This is a genomic window from Acinetobacter sp. YH12128, from assembly GCF_013418655.1.
GTDB classification, from domain to species: Bacteria; Pseudomonadota; Gammaproteobacteria; order Pseudomonadales; family Moraxellaceae; genus Acinetobacter; species Acinetobacter amyesii.
This window is the reverse complement of record NZ_VPBO01000015.1, coordinates 1-15294: the sequence shown is the minus strand read 5'-3', so window position 1 is coordinate 15294 and position 15294 is coordinate 1. Positions and strand designations below refer to the sequence as shown.

General features: G+C 44.4%; 12 protein-coding genes. 4 read left to right on the top strand and 8 right to left on the bottom strand.

The window, feature by feature from the left end; translation table 11 throughout:
- Positions 1-13: 13 nt before the first annotated feature.
- Complete coding sequence (locus FTU64_RS09140) at positions 14-1450, bottom strand: PLP-dependent aminotransferase family protein (protein ID WP_180059630.1); 1437 nt, start codon at positions 1448-1450, stop codon at positions 14-16.
- A 107-nt stretch (positions 1451-1557) separates the two neighbouring features.
- On the opposite strand from FTU64_RS09140, the gene FTU64_RS09135 reads away from it, so the two are divergent.
- Complete coding sequence (locus tag FTU64_RS09135; RefSeq protein ID WP_257222228.1) at positions 1558-1986, top strand: hypothetical protein; 429 nt, start codon at positions 1558-1560, stop codon at positions 1984-1986.
- A gap of 32 nt (positions 1987-2018) precedes the next feature.
- Here the strand turns inward: FTU64_RS09135 and FTU64_RS09130 are convergent, their stop codons facing one another.
- The gene (locus FTU64_RS09130; protein ID WP_180059629.1) at positions 2019-2663 is read right to left on the bottom strand and encodes an START domain-containing protein; all 645 of its coding nucleotides are present in this window, start codon (positions 2661-2663) and stop codon (positions 2019-2021) included.
- A gap of 58 nt (positions 2664-2721) precedes the next feature.
- Positions 2722-3543: a 4-hydroxy-tetrahydrodipicolinate reductase gene (dapB, locus tag FTU64_RS09125; RefSeq protein ID WP_078194102.1), complete on the bottom strand. Its 822-nt coding sequence runs from the start codon at positions 3541-3543 to the stop codon at positions 2722-2724.
- A gap of 198 nt (positions 3544-3741) precedes the next feature.
- On the opposite strand from dapB, the gene FTU64_RS09120 reads away from it, so the two are divergent.
- On the top strand, positions 3742-5385 hold the full coding sequence (locus FTU64_RS09120) for a PglL family O-oligosaccharyltransferase (RefSeq protein ID WP_180059628.1): 1644 nt from the start codon (positions 3742-3744) through the stop codon (positions 5383-5385).
- Between the two features lie 84 nt (positions 5386-5469).
- Here FTU64_RS09120 and dnaJ read toward each other — a convergent pair whose 3' ends face one another.
- The 4 genes from dnaJ to FTU64_RS09100 form a co-directional block, all read right to left on the bottom strand.
- Positions 5470-6588 (bottom strand): molecular chaperone DnaJ, encoded by a 1119-nt coding sequence (dnaJ, locus tag FTU64_RS09115; protein WP_180026213.1) that lies wholly within the window; start codon positions 6586-6588, stop codon positions 5470-5472.
- Between the two features lie 106 nt (positions 6589-6694).
- The gene (locus FTU64_RS09110) at positions 6695-7072 is read right to left on the bottom strand and encodes a hypothetical protein (RefSeq protein WP_078194105.1); all 378 of its coding nucleotides are present in this window, start codon (positions 7070-7072) and stop codon (positions 6695-6697) included.
- A gap of 133 nt (positions 7073-7205) precedes the next feature.
- Complete coding sequence (locus tag FTU64_RS09105) at positions 7206-10343, bottom strand: efflux RND transporter permease subunit (protein WP_180055731.1); 3138 nt, start codon at positions 10341-10343, stop codon at positions 7206-7208.
- Complete coding sequence (locus tag FTU64_RS09100; protein ID WP_180059627.1) at positions 10343-11449, bottom strand: efflux RND transporter periplasmic adaptor subunit; 1107 nt, start codon at positions 11447-11449, stop codon at positions 10343-10345. Before FTU64_RS09100 ends, FTU64_RS09105 begins: the two co-directional genes overlap by 1 nt.
- Before the next feature lie 151 nt (positions 11450-11600).
- Between FTU64_RS09100 and FTU64_RS09095 the strand changes: the two genes are divergently transcribed.
- A complete protein-coding gene (locus FTU64_RS09095) occupies positions 11601-12224 on the top strand; it encodes a TetR/AcrR family transcriptional regulator (RefSeq protein ID WP_180011056.1) in 624 nt (207 codons plus the stop codon).
- A 152-nt stretch (positions 12225-12376) separates the two neighbouring features.
- Entirely contained in the window at positions 12377-15061 is a 2685-nt protein-coding gene (gene ppc / locus FTU64_RS09090) for a phosphoenolpyruvate carboxylase (RefSeq protein ID WP_180059626.1), read from the top strand.
- Between the two features lie 100 nt (positions 15062-15161).
- Here ppc and FTU64_RS09085 read toward each other — a convergent pair.
- A partial coding sequence (locus FTU64_RS09085) for a zinc ribbon domain-containing protein (RefSeq protein ID WP_180059625.1) occupies positions 15162-15294 on the bottom strand: 133 nt, incomplete at its 5' end.

Sequence of the window (15294 nt, the reverse complement as noted above, 5' to 3'; positions counted from 1 at the left end):
TGGACTCATTAATCTAGATGACATTTGTGTTTCTGCATTCCTTACGCACCCAATCTGCAAGCAACAAAATGGCCTGCTGAATATCTACAGACAACTCATGCCCGGCATTTAGACGAATACAGTTGTTATAACGATTGTCCTCACCAAAAATTAAACCTGGCACAATGTTGATGCCATGTTTTTGCGCATGGTAATACAGCGCCAAACTGTCTATTTGTTCAGGCATCTGCAACCACAGTGCATAACTGCCTTGAGGCCGATTTAGACGGATATCAACCCCTTGAAAAGCATCGTAAATATACTGACGATACTGCTCGACTTGCCCCATTAATTTAGGACGCAATTCAGCAAGATGTTGGCGATAAGCACGACTAAAAATCAAATCTGCAAGTCCTAACTGCAAAGGCGTATTCACCGAATCATTTTGCAAAAGTAATTTGGGACGCAAATGTTGCAAATGTGGTGGAAGACAAAACCACCCCACCCGATAAGAAGGCGACAAAGATTTTGAAATCGACGCACAATAGATCACATAGCCCGCCCGATCCCAATATTTGATAGGCAATGGTCGCTTTGCATTGAAACTACACTCCGCATAAATATCATCTTCAATCACATAACATTGATATTTTTCAGCCAGTTGTGCAATTCGTTCCTTATCTTCATTACTTAAGCAAAAACCCAAAGGATTTTGAAAATTTGCAGTCAATAAGCATACTTTCGCGCCTGAATCCCGCATTGCCTGCTCTAAACGATCTAAATCAAAACCTTCAGTATTGGCAGGAATTTCAACAATTTTCCGCTTCAATAAAGCCAATAATTGCAATTGCCCGTTATAGTTCGGCGTCGGGACAATGACACTCTCCCCTTCCGCACTCAGATTTTGCAACATCACTGACAAAGCAGGCATACAACCATTGCTGATGTAAATATCATCCTTAGGCATGTAAAAACCATCTTCAGCCCAATGTGCCGACAAAGCTTCACGCAATTGTGGATGACCTTGCCGATTGTTATATAAAAAATCTTCTGGTTTACAATGCTTTAATGCCCTTTGGATTGAACGTCTGATTGCTTCAACAGGAACAAAATTTGGGGACAACTGAATTGAACCCAAATGAATCAGGCGACTATTTGCAGATGCTTCATGGATCTGAATTTGCAATTCTAAATTCGAAATTTCACGAGGTCGGGAATCAAAATCAGGATGATTCGGCACGGCAATTTGCTGGGCTTTCTGTGAGGATTGTACAAAATAACCAGACTTTTCTTTAACATAAATGAGGCCTTTGGCTTCAAGTAATTCATAGCAGCGTTTCGCGGTATTTAAACTGATCTGATGCTGCTGTGAAAATTGACGTAGCGCATACAGACGCTGCCCTGCGGCCAATTCACCACTATAAATTTTCTGTGCCAACTGCTGCGCAAGCTGCTGATATTGAAAAGCCATCTGTACCCTTTTTTTAATCATTCTTGTATCTGTACCCATTAAGTTAACAGATTTAAGCTGATGGCATCAGGTTGATATCTCAAAAATAACGATAGGGGGACAATTAAATGAATGACTTCACACAGCTTCGAGCGGGTCTAATCATCATCAGCACACTCACGCTTATGGCGTGCCAACCCGAACAGCACACTCAAGCTCAAAGCCAGCAAAATTTTATCTGTAAATCTTTAATTCAAGGTTTTTTGAGTGCCCAAAAACTGACGCAATATGAACTTGAGCAGATCCAACCGATCACTAGCGGCGGGTTACATCAGCAGCTATATATTTATAAAGCCAAATCTGAAAACGGCATGAATATCATGCCGCAGCAAGCCAAACTTCGCTTTGCATGTGAACAAATGACCGCGCGGCAATTTCAAATCAAGCTACATCCGCATCCATTTCCAGAACAGACCTTACTCAGTATCGAACTTCCAGAAACACAGCACATGCAGCAGTTGACTGCATTTCGTCTGCCTGAGATGCAAAGTCATTGATCGTTCATATTGAACTGAATCATTACTGGTGCTTATTTTAAAATTTCGGGAAAGGTCGCAATAGTTTTGCTTTTACCCAACTGCACTTTCATTTTTTGTAGCATTTGATAAGGCTGCTGCTGCACGAACATATTCACGAAACTGAGCGGAATGGAACCTTCCGGATTGGCATAGCCATAGGTCGACACTTTGACTTTTTGATTGCCTAAACGCTGGAAGGTCCAATCGCCCTCATAGTCGGTGAGGCGTACATAATTGGGATTGATCGGATAACCTTTTTTCACCGCTTTATTTTGGATGCTAATGATGCCTTGTGCATCTTTACGCATTTTGCCTTGTACCACCAAATCACGGTCTTTTAAGGGAAAAGGAAAATCCAGCACCATATATAAACTGAATTCACCTTTTTGGTCATCACGGGATAAGACTTTGACACTGCCCATATAAGGGACCCAATTCACTGCATTTTCCACATCTAAAATCAGGGAAACCGCTTTTTCGATGGGCACATCAAAACTAGTTTCAGCTTTGTATTGAAAGACAGGATTTTGAGCATTTTGGTAGGTCCAAACCTTAATATTATTTTTATTAATCGTGAGTTTGGCATTATCCATAGTTTTCGCTTGTACTGCCGCAGTGAATGCGACAGTACAGGCCATAAAGATGACTTTTTTCATTCCATTGATCGTCTTATTTTAATTTTATGCTGTTGTTATAACGGATTTTAACGCGCTTTTATACGTCAATATCGTTAAAACCCAGTACATCTTTCATATCGTACTTACGTGCTTCACGACCAACTACCCATGCAGCTGCACGTACTGCACCAGAGGCAAAGTTCATACGGTTGGTCGCTTTATGGGTAATTTCAACACGTTCGCCATCCGCAATAAACATCGCAGTATGTTCACCGACAATGTCACCACCACGAATCGTTTGGAAGCCAATGGTTTGACGTTCACGTGGACCCGTATGCCCTTCACGGCAATACACAGCATCTTGTTTTAAGTCACGTCCTAAAGCACCGGCAATGGCTTCACCCCACATCAGCGCTGTACCTGATGGTGCATCAACTTTATGGCGATGATGGGCTTCAATCACTTCAATATCTACAGTATCGCCAAACACTTTTGATGCCAATTCAAGAAGTTTGATTGAAACGTTTACGCCGACAGAATAGTTCGCTGCATAGACCACTGGGGTTTCTGTTGCTGTTTCATCGAGATAAGCTTTTTGCTCATCATTCATACCTGTGGTACCAATGACAATCGCAACGCCTGCTTCACGGCAAAGTTTAAGATGCTGTGCCGTTGCTGCAGGTGCAGTAAAATCGATCACGACATCACAATCTTTTAAAACCTCAGCAAGGTTACCGACAACCTTTACGCCAACCGCGCCAATCCCTGCAAGTTCACCGGCATCCGCACCGACCAAGCTACTTTCAGGACGTTCTACCGCAGCAGCCAATTGATAGCCAGCTTGCTGAACCGCTTGAATTAAGATGCGTCCCATACGACCGCCTGCGCCCAAGATACCAATACGTGGAGCTGCTGACATAACATTTTCCTAATGTTGATTCGAAATTGGTCTTACTATATCAAAACTCCATGCGCAGGCTAAGTTACAAACAAAAAAATCCTGCATTTTCTGGAGTCATTGTGCAAATCAACTTCTACGACAGACGCTGACTATTCCCTCACCAAGTTTAGGCATTTTCACGGTATGATAGGCGCGTTCTATTGATCTTGAATATTCATGAAAACCCTATTGTATCTTTGTGCGGCAGTCTGTATTGCACTGGCATGGCTGATTCCGATTCATTACCGACCTTGGGCCACGTATACCGGTGAGCTTTACACCTTCTTTGCCCTATTTGCCTTAGCGGCAACGTTCTTTAAAGAAAAGCTCATGGTGGCAAAAATTTCCTTGCCCCTGTTGCTCTTGGCGTTGATTCCCTTTGCTCAACTGGCTTTTGGGCAGGTATATTATTTTAGTATCGCCTTGCTCTGTATGCTGTTTGTGTTCAGCTTCTGGCTGTGTATCAATCTAGGTTTTAGTCTCTCGCAAGGTACAGAAAAACGCGAAAAAACATTCCTATACCTAAGCTATACCTTTGTTGCTTCTGGGGTTATGACAGGGCTCATCGCAATATGTCAGTGGTTAGATTTCGACTCGTTTCTTCCTTTTGTGATGAAAATTAGTGGAACTACGCGCCCATTTGCAAACTTTGCTCAGCCAAATAACATGGCCACGTTTCTGCTCATGTCCTTGTTAGCCTGCTTATATGTTTATGAACAGCAAAAAGTTAAAACCCGCTATTTAGTCGCTTGTGCAATTCCTATTTTAATTGGAGTTGCGCTCAGCCAATCTCGCACCTCTTGGATGGCAAGTATCTGTGTCCTAGTCTACTTGGCTTATGCACAGCACAAAGATTATATCCGTCTCCGCTGGTTTTACAGCTTGGCCTGGTTTATCGGCTTTGTGGCACTGATTGTATTGATGCCAAAATTAAGTCAAATCATGAGCCAAATGTCCGACATGAATATTCAAGAAAGTCGTGACGTAGTCAAACGTGCTGGTGGCGATATGTCTCGTTTAGCCATTTGGCAACAAATGGCGCATGCCGTAGCTGCACAGCCTTGGTTTGGCTATGGTTGGCATCAAACCAGTAGCGCTTTTGTCTCGATCTCTGACACGGTGCAAGGGCCTGTATGGATTCGTAGCTCACACAACTTTATTTTGGATTTCTTATTGTGGAATGGCGCCATTATTGGTGTGCCGTTCTTGGCCTATTTCGCTTATTGGGGCATCCAATTACAGAAGTTAGCCAAGTCTGCATTATCTGTGATTGGCCTATTGATGGTCGGTGTCTTCGTTATTCATGCCATGTTGGAGTTTCCGCAAAACTACGCATACTTCTTACTGCCTGCGGGTTTTATTATCGGCATTCTTCAAGCAGCGAAGCCAGAGACGGCTACATTGAGTCTGTCTCCGTGGTTTATCCGCATTGTTTTCGTGATTGGCGCCGTGCTGATTACGGTGATTTATCGTGATTATGCCAATGCAGCGATTCAGCTGGGTCAGGCATCAAAATATGAAAAAACACCGGAGAAAATCACCAACCATGAGCCGATCTATTTGCTGACGGAATTTAGACATCGGGTAGCGATTATTCGTTTAAATCCATATTCCATCGTTTCTGAACAAACCATTCAGGATACTGAAAAATTGGTTCGCAGCTATCCAGCGAAATACCACATCATTAAATATGCACGTTTATTGGCATTTAATGGTCGTGAGGCTGAAGCACGTCATCAGCTACAGCGTCTTAAAAATATCTATAGGCTCGACATGAGCTATGAGAGTTTATTACCGCCTACAGCACAGCCGAAACCTTAAAACGCTCAATAAAAAAGCCTGCAATTATGCAGGCTTTTTTATACCTGAGTTCACATCACAGCGAACTCAAGCAAATCATTTCAATTAATCAAACAAACGGTCGAAGAATGATTTTTTCTTCGGAGATGATTTATTGTCATCGCCATCCATCGTGTCTTGTAACTCTTTCAACAATTCACGTTGACGAGCCGTTAAGTTCACAGGCGTTTCCACCACGATACGGCAGAGTAAGTCACCGGTCATGCTGGTACGTACAGGCTTCACACCTTTACCACGTAAGCGGAACAATTTACCAGTTTGAGTCCCTTCAGGTACTTTCAAGCTCACACGACCATCGAGTGTCGGAATTTGAATTTCTTTACCCAATGCAGCATCTGCAATGCTTACAGGCACATCCATATATAGGTCAGCGCCATCACGTTGGAAGATTTCGTGTTCACGTACCACCACTTCTACATATAAGTCGCCTGCTTGGCCATCACGGATCGCCTCGCCTTTGCCACTTAAACGTACGCGGTCGCCATTGTCCACACCTGCAGGAATGGTCACCTCTAAAGTTTGCTGACGGTCAGAAACCCCTGAACCATGACATTTATTACATGGGTTCTTAATGATTTTACCTTGACCACGACAGGTGCTACAGGTTTGCTGCACAGAGAAGAAGCCCTGTTGCATACGCACTTGACCGGCACCATGACAGGTTTTACAGGTTTCAACGTCGTTTGGATTTTTAGATCCTTTACCATCACAGGCATCACATGGCGCTGGCGCAGTAAAGGTAATGGTTTTTTTCACGCCCTTCACAGCTTCCTCAAGGGTAAGCTCCATGACATAGCGTAAGTCTGAACCACGGCGTGCACGTTGCTGACCACCACGGCCACCACCGCCAAATGCGCCACCGAAAATGTCGCCAAACTGACTAAAGATATCTTCTGCGCCAAATCCGCCACCGAAGCCACCGCCGCCGCCCATGCCGCCTTCAAAAGCTTGATGTCCCATACGGTCATACATACTACGTTTTTCGCTGTCCGATAAAACTTCATATGCTTCTGCAGCTTCTTTGAATTTTTCTTCAGCTTCTGGGTTATCTGGATTACGGTCAGGGTGATACTTCATCGCCAACTTACGGTAGGCTTTTTTAATTTCATCATCACTTGCGGTTTTAGATACACCTAAAACCTCATAATAATCACGTTTAGCCATGTCTGGCGATGCTCCTCACGGAATTTAATTTAATACTTAACTGTGGTCTGAAATTGGGGAATCAAACCATTTTTTCAAGGGGTAGGCAGGAAAAAAATAAATCGACTTAGAAAACAGCCTTATTTTTAACGAATTTGGATAGACCTTGGATCCATGCATTTAATAAATACAAAAAGGCAATCGCAGCAAAGACCACACCAATTACTGTGCATGCAGTCACCCAAAGATAGGTGTCCCAATAATAGAAGAATAAAGGAATAAACCACAGTGCGGCAAAAATGGCCATCATCGAATAAATCACAACGGTGCGCATGACCCAAAGCGCTTGGGCTTGGAGCCAAACTTCTGCAGAATCGATTTGAGTCACTTTGCGTGCAAAGCCGTAGGCAAATACACCACTAATCAGGGTAAATAAAGCGAAAAACATGAAGACATAAGAAATCGCAACATAACGGCGATACTTAGCTAAACTCTCTGCTGTCATCTGTGATTCAACCCCGTACACCACAATATGCCGCGCTGCACTTGTGGTTGTTTTACTTTTTAAAAATGTCTTTGTAGATCAGGTGCTACTATAGAGAAAAATTCAATATTTCGCACCCAATATTATGACACTTTTAAGGATTCTGCTGAGTTTTTTTCACTTTAAACCACTGTGCATATAACGCAGGTAAAAAGAACAAGGTCAGCAGGGTCGCCACGATCAATCCACCCATAATCGCCACGGCCATTGGACCGAAAAAAATACTGCGAGAAAGTGGAATCATCGCCAATACAGCGGCCAATGCAGTCAGCACAATTGGACGGCAACGACGTACCGTCGCATTGATAATCGCATCCCAAGCCGACTCCCCAGACTGAATATCTTGTTCAATCTGATCAATCAAAATCAGCGAATTGCGCATAATCATTCCTGACAGTGCAATCGTGCCGAGCATTGCCACAAAACCAAAGGGTTTATTGAACAATAACAGGAATAACACCACGCCAATAATGCCCAAAGGTGCAGTTAAAAATACGATCATCGCCCGTGACATGCTGCGTAATTGAATCATCAACAAAGTCATGACAACTGCGAGAAATAATGGCATGCCCGCATTTACAGAAGTTTGACCACGTGCTGACTCTTCCACAGTACCGCCTACTTCGAGGAGATATCCATTCGGCATCTCTGCACGTAACTGATCAAATGAATCTTTTAACTCACCCACCACCGTTGCAGGTTGCAATTTACTGCGAATATCCGCGCGCACAGTAATGGTCGGTAAACGGTTACGATGCCAAATCAAACCTTCTTCAAAGCTATACTCAATTTTCGCAATCTGCGCCAATGGCACTGAACCACCATTGCTGGTCGGTACAGCCAAACTGCTGAGAGAACCGACATCCAATCGCTCGGCTTGATCACCACGCATCCGAATTTCAATCAGCTCTCGTTTCTCACGATACTGATTAATCACTGCACCACTGATTGAACTATTCAGGAAATTGGACAGATCTAGACTGGAAACCCCCATTTGACGTGCGCGATCTTGGTCGATGTCCAGTTTAATGACTTTGCTTGGCTCACCCCAATCCAAATGCACATTGGTGGTGTTCGGGTTTTCACTGACTTTTGCAGACACCCGTTGTGCCCACTCACGCACCAAGCTTAGATCTTCACCCGACACGCGAAACTGCAATGGATAACCCACGGGTGGACCATTTTCTAAAAGTGAAACCCGAGTACGTACTTCAGGTAAAAGCTTACGAATTTCTTCTGCTAATGACTGGCGGATCTCATTGCGATCATCTAAAGATGAAGCCAATACCACAAACTGAGCAAAACTGGCTTGAGGTAGCTGTTGATCTAGAGGTAAATAAAACCGCGGCGAACCTGTCCCCACATAAGCCACAAAATTATCAATGCCTTGTTTTTTCGACAAGAACGCTTCGACTTTTTTTACGGCCGCTTCTGTGGCCTTCAGTGAGGCGCCTTCCTCAAGCTTTAAATCCACTAAAATTTCAGCACGGTTTGACGGTGGGAAGAACTGCTGTGGTACGGTTTTAAACATTAAAATCGATAACACAAAAATGCCAACCGTCGCGGCAATCACCGTCTTGCGATAGGTCACACAAGTGTCGACCCAACCACGGAAACGTTGATAAAACGGAGACTGATAAGGATCATGATGTTCGCCGGCATGATGTACCATCGGCTGAGGTTCGGGCTGCTTACGTAAACGTGCCCACAGGCGCTGATACCACGGGGATTTTTGTACTAAGTCTTTGTTGAAATCGGGTAGTAATTTATCCCCTAGATAGGGAACAAACAGTACTGCTGCAAACCATGACACCACCAATGCAATGGTGACCACTTGGAAAATCGAGCGGGTATATTCGCCTGTGCTCGATGCGGCTGTGGCAATCGGCAAAAAGCCAGCCGCAGTAATCAGTGTGCCTGTCAGCATTGGAAATGCAGTGGTCCGCCATGCATGTCCGGCGGCTTGTAACCGGCTATAGCCCTGCTCCATTTTGATCGCCATCATTTCGACGGCAATAATCGCATCATCCACCAATAAACCGAGTGCGAGAATTAACGCCCCCAAAGAAATCTTGTGCAACCCAACATCAAACATCTGCATGCCAGCAAAAGTCATGGCCAAGACCAATGGAATGGAAAATGCCACAACCAATCCCGTACGGAAACCCAAGGAGAAGAAGCTCACCAATAGGACGATAATCACCGCCTCAGCGAGGACTTTCATAAACTCATTGACGCTGCGCTTCACGGCTACAGGCTGATCCGACACTTTTTTCAGTTCCATGCCCAAGGGCAAGGTTTTTTGCAGGCGGGCAAATTCTGTTTCAAGGTTTTTACCCAAAGCCAGAATGTCGCCACCTTTACGCATCGACACGGCAATGCCTAAACCATTTTCGCCCATAAAACGCATACGAGGCTGCGGTGGATCACTAAAGCCACGATGTACATCTGCCACATCACCCAATTGAATCGTTCGTCCATTCACCAATAAGGGCATCTGACGCAGTTCATCAATGTTTTGTAAATTACCACTGACACGCACTTGAATCCGGTCTGAATTGGTTTCAAAAAAGCCGGCACTGGCAACCGTATTTTGCTGCTGCAAGGCTTGTTGAATCGCCGTCACAGGTATGCCCATTTGCGTAGCTTTGGTGTTGGAAATTTCAATCCAAACTTTTTGATCTTGTAGACCAATCAAATCCACTTTCGCAACGTCTTTGACCCGTTGTAACTGGAGCTGTAAACGGTCGGCATATTCCTTCATGGTGGCATAGTCAAAGTCTTTGCCGGTGAGCACATAGATATTACCGAAGGTGTCACCAAACTCATCATTAAAGAAAGGACCTTGCACACCAGATGGTAATTGATGGCGAATATCATTGACCTTTTTACGCACGGTGTACCAAACATCGGGGACTTGCTGCGAACGTAAACTGTCCTTGGCCACAAAGGTCACCATGGATTCACCCGGACGTGAATATGCCATAATGCGTTCATACTGCCCCGTGGTCATCAGTTCTTTTTCAATCCGATCGGTGACCTGTAGCGAAACTTCTTTGGCTGTTGCACCAGGCCAATAGGTCTGAATCACCATGACTTTAAAGGTAAATGGCGGGTCTTCACTCTGCGACAATTTGGAATAAGAAAATATCCCAACGATGCCCAGCAGAATCATAAAATAAAGGATTAATCCTTTATTTTTCAGTGCCCACTCAGACAAGTTAAAATTCATTAATTAACTCCTGTCTGAATGTGTACTGCACGATTTTCACGATCAACAGGTTGTATTTTTTGTTTTTCGCGGAGCAAATGCACGCCGCCAACCACCACAAAATCCCCTGCTTGCAGACCACTAAGTACGGGCACGCTATCACGTCCATATTCGCCTAAACTTACTGGAACTTTACGTACCGTATTATCTGCATTGACCACCATCACATACGCCTGCTGACCACTCGCAGACACACTCGATAACGGCACATGCAAAACATTCTGCTGTGCTTTGGTTAAAAATACCCGTGCACTTTGCCCCAGTTGAATGGCGCTATTGCCTTCACGTAATGCCACTTTGACACTATAAGTACGAGACTGATCAGCAGCAGGACTAATTTCTCGCACATAGCCTGCAAATTTTTCCTGTGGTTTCGACCACAAGGTGACCCATGCATCCTGCCCTGTTTTAATTTCAGTAACCGCTTGTTCAGGCACACCAATGACCACTTCACGTTCACCTGCAATCGCCAATTGAAATGCCGGTTGTCCTGCTGCAATCACTTGACCAATCTCAATATTACGCTCAGTAATGACCCCATTTTTATTGGCAATTAATTGGTTATAACCGGTCTGATTACGACTCACATCATAATTGGATTGCGCTTGCTTTAAATTCGACTGTGCTGCTTTATATTGGTTTTCCACCGCATCGTACTGCGAACGACTCACAGCATTGACTGGCAATAATTGCTTAAAGCGTTTTAGTTCATCTTCAGCAATTTGTGCAGCGGAACGCGCACTTTCAAGCTGCGCTTGTGCTGCATTCAGTTGCAACTGTGCATCTTTGACGTCTAATTTTGCCAAGACTTGCCCGACTCGGACTTGGTCTCCAACATCGACATAGCGCTCAGTGATTTGACCGCCAACCCGAAACGCTAAAGCTGTTTGCTGGCGTGCTTGTACATCACCCGCATAACTTTTTTGTTCAAAATGTGTGGCGCCTGGCTGAGTCACCATCACAAATGGCACTTCCTGTTCCGTTTGGGCTTTATCCTTGCTGCATCCCCATAAGGTCACACTGCAAACGATAATCATGCTGACAACTGTGATCTTAATCGTACTCATGAAGTTCGCTCTTAATAAAAAGTCTTTTTTAGGGCAGAATATTATTCAATTAATTTGGTTATTTTTTAATTAATAAACCATGCGGTACATTAATTAGATTAATTATCCTAAATCAATGACCTTTTCGCCTTTTTTGGAATTTTTTCAGCAAATGAATGTCGGCCGCCCAAAAGACTTAGAAAAACGACAACGGATTTTAGAGTCTGCAAAACAATTATTTTTAGAAATGGGCTATCACGGTTGCAGCATGAATCAGATTGCCCAACATGCAGCGGTCACCAAACTGACGGTCTATAATCATTTTCAGGACAAAGCCACCTTATTTACCAGTGCGATTGAAGACACCTGTGAATATATTTTGAATACCCGCCCGCGACATCTGCACAGCGAAAGTCATTTTATGCAGGCTTTCGTTGAAATTTGTGAGTTGGGGCTGAACATCATGAATTTGCCTGAAGCCATTAAACTGGATTTATTACTTTTGGAGTTGGCTGCCGAACACAGTCCTTTGGTGGAACAGTTTTTCCGTGCCTCACATTTAAAAATGCGCCAAGTCTGGGAAAACTTTTTTCAAGATGCAGCAGCTTTAAATTTCATTCAGCAGGATCACCCTGCCCGACAAACTGAACTGATTGTGTCGCTACTGATGGGACTACGCCATCAAGAGGTTTTATTGGGCATGCGCCCAGTACCTGAAGCAGCAGAGCGGCAAGCCATTATTCACTCTGCCATCGAAATCTTTATGCTGAAATATCAACTCAGCACGCAGAGCTAAGCATTTTCTGAAATATTTCAACGCTAAACTGAAACAAATGGCATAGCTATTGCTCATTTACCTAGAAAAGTCATCCGACTTTTGTCTGTACCCCCTTTTGCCACAGCACTTTCGGGGTATAGTCGAGACAGGAATACACGGAGAAATAACAAATGATTCAACAAATTGATGCTCCATTACGTGAAGACGTGCGCTTACTGGGCAATTTATTGGGTGAAACCCTAAAGCAGCATGCAGGACAAGATTTGTTTAATCAGGTAGAGCAAATTCGTGCTTTGTCTAAAGGCGCGCGCGATGGACAAGTTGAAGCCGAAAAACAGTTAGAACAATTATTTTTAAATTTAAAAGATGAAGAAATTCTGCCACTGACCCGTGCATTTACACACTTTCTCAACTTTGCCAATATTGCCGAACAATACAATGTGGTGCGCAGCCGTCGCCAAAGTGAGTTTGATGAGCAAGCACCATCACCGAATCCACTCGATCATTTATTTGAAAAATTTAAAAGCAATAACATCAGTGCGGAACAACTGTTCCAACAAATTTGTGAATTAAAAATTGAACTGGTCCTGACTGCACATCCAACTGAAGTCAGCCGCCGTACCTTGATCCAAAAATATGATGGGATTAATGATTGCCTGTTTAAAATGGATCAGCAAAAACTTACGCCACGCGAACGCAAAGCCGTACTGGATGATTTAAAACAACTGATTTGCTCGGCATGGCAAACCGACGAAATTCGTCAACACCGCCCGACGCCTGTCGACGAAGCTAAATGGGGCTTCACGACCATTGAACAGACCTTGTGGAATGCTGTACCCAAATTCATGCGTGAATTGGATGGCATGGTTCAAGATCATTGTGGCAAGACCTTGCCTTTAAATGTTGCCCCTGTGCGCTTTGCATCATGGATGGGCGGTGACCGTGATGGCAACCCAAACGTCACCCATAACATTACTCAAGAAGTGCTTTGGCTTTCACGTTGGAAAGCTGCCGACCTGTATTTACGCGATATCGAAGACCTACGTTGGGAACTTTCGATTCAAGAATGCAGTAAAGAACTCAGTGATGCTTTGGGCCATTTCCACCCTGAACCGTATCGTGAATATCTACGTGATGCGCGGGAACGCCTCAAAGCCACTCGTCACTGGTTGGCACTAAAACTCCGTGGTGAAGATGCTGACGATAGCCAAGTCATTAAAAGCCGCCATGAGCTGCTCGATCCACTATTGGTTTGCTACCGTTCACTGATTGACAGCGGTTTACCTGAAATTGCCAATGGTCAGTTACTCGACTTTATTCATCGAGTGAATTGCTTCGGTATCGAATTACTCAAACTCGATATTCGTCAGGAGTCGACTCGTCATCGCCAAGCGATTTCTGCCATTACTGAATATTTAGGTTTAGGCAATTTTGAAACATGGACGGAGCAAGCCCGTCAAAACTTCTTGATTCAGGAACTGCAAAGCAAACGTCCACTGCTACCGAAGTTTTTAAATGAGCCAAAACAAAGCCTGATTGAACATCCAGATGTACAAGAAGTCTTTGCGACCATGCGCACTTTGGCAGAACAGCCACCTGAAAGTTTAGGGGCTTATATTATTTCCATGGCCGAACATCCAAGTGATGTCTTGGCCGTATTGTTACTGCAAAAAGAAGCCGGCATCAAACAAGCGCTACGTGTCGTGCCACTGTTTGAAACCTTAAAAGATTTGGATGGTGCAGCCCGTACCATGAATACCCTATTTAATATGCATTGGTATAAGCAGCATATTCAGGGTAAACACGAGGTGATGATTGGCTATTCAGACTCAGCCAAAGATGCGGGCTTTATGTCGGCAAACTGGGCGCAGTATCGTGCACAGGAAGAATTAACCGCAGTTGCGAAAAAACATGATGTACAACTGACATTATTCCATGGCCGTGGCGGTTCAATCAGCCGTGGTGGTGCGCCGACACAGCAAGCGCTGTTTTCACAGCCACCAGGCTCGATTTCAGGGGCGATCCGTGTCACAGAACAAGGGGAAATGATTCGCTTCAAGTTTGGATTAGAAGGCATTGCCTTACAAAACTTGGAAATTTACACCGCTGCGACCTTAGAAGCGACCTTATTGCCACCGCCTGAACCGAAACAGGAATGGCGTCAGCTCATGCACAGCATGACGGATCTGTCGGTACAGGTGTATCGTCAAACCGTGCGTGAAAAGCCGCATTTTGTAAAATACCTACGGACTGTAACGCCAGAACTGGAACTACAAATGTTACCGCTCGGCTCACGCCCAGCCAAACGTAAAGTTAGCGGTGGGATTGAGTCATTACGTGCGATTCCTTGGGTGTTCGCATGGACGCAAATCCGTTTGATGCTTCCTGCTTGGCTCGGTACTGGTGCTGCGATTAATCAAGTGATTGATCAAGGTCAAAAGCAGACACTCGAAGAAATGTTAGAGCAATGGCCGTATTTCCAAACCCTGATTGATATGTTGGAAATGGTCTTGTCCAAAGCCGATGGTCATGTGGCGCTGTATTATGAGTCTCATCTGACTGATGACGCAGACCTCAAACAGTTGGGCGAAGAGTTACGTCAGCGTTTACGTGATGCGGTACAAACGCTATTAGCACTCAAAGGTGAATCGAAATTACTCAGCAGTAACGATGTGCTCGACCAATCCATGAAGGTGCGTAAGCCTTATTTATTGCCGCTACATTTACTACAAGCCGAACTGATGAAACGCCGCCGTGCATACCTTGCCGAGCGTCAAGCTGAAAATACCCCAGTCGACCATGCGTTGATGGTTAGCATCGCGGGTATTGCGGCAGGTTTGCGTAACACTGGCTAAATCTTCCAAGTTTTCAAAAAGCACACAGAACTGTGTGCTTTTTTTTTGACCAGTCATATTGGTTTTAATTTATTTTGGAATATTTGACATCCTCACCCCCTTAAAAGAGGGTGATTCCTACAGCTAGACGCTTATGCCCAAGCGCAAGAATGTTTAGAGCTGAGTTTATATCTCGATCATGAGCTGTACCACAGCTCATGCACTCCCATTCTCTTATTCCAAGATCTGTCTTA

Excerpts from the sequence above, each read along its gene's own strand:
- FTU64_RS09130 (WP_180059629.1), bottom strand. The coding sequence starts at position 2,663 with ATGAAAAAAGTCATCTTTATGGCCTGTACTGTCGCATTCACTGCGGCA.
- FTU64_RS09135 (WP_257222228.1), top strand. The coding sequence starts at position 1,558 with ATGAATGACTTCACACAGCTTCGAGCGGGTCTAATCATCATCAGCACA.
- FTU64_RS09095 (WP_180011056.1), top strand. The coding sequence starts at position 11,601 with ATGAATGTCGGCCGCCCAAAAGACTTAGAAAAACGACAACGGATTTTA.
- ppc (WP_180059626.1), top strand. The coding sequence starts at position 12,377 with ATGATTCAACAAATTGATGCTCCATTACGTGAAGACGTGCGCTTACTG.
- FTU64_RS09105 (WP_180055731.1), bottom strand. The coding sequence starts at position 10,343 with ATGAATTTTAACTTGTCTGAGTGGGCACTGAAAAATAAAGGATTAATC.
- FTU64_RS09120 (WP_180059628.1), top strand. The coding sequence starts at position 3,742 with ATGAAAACCCTATTGTATCTTTGTGCGGCAGTCTGTATTGCACTGGCA.
- dnaJ (WP_180026213.1), bottom strand. The coding sequence starts at position 6,588 with ATGGCTAAACGTGATTATTATGAGGTTTTAGGTGTATCTAAAACCGCA.
- FTU64_RS09100 (WP_180059627.1), bottom strand. The coding sequence starts at position 11,449 with ATGAGTACGATTAAGATCACAGTTGTCAGCATGATTATCGTTTGCAGT.
- dapB (WP_078194102.1), bottom strand. The coding sequence starts at position 3,543 with ATGTCAGCAGCTCCACGTATTGGTATCTTGGGCGCAGGCGGTCGTATG.
- FTU64_RS09110 (WP_078194105.1), bottom strand. The coding sequence starts at position 7,072 with ATGACAGCAGAGAGTTTAGCTAAGTATCGCCGTTATGTTGCGATTTCT.
- FTU64_RS09140 (WP_180059630.1), bottom strand. The coding sequence starts at position 1,450 with ATGGCTTTTCAATATCAGCAGCTTGCGCAGCAGTTGGCACAGAAAATT.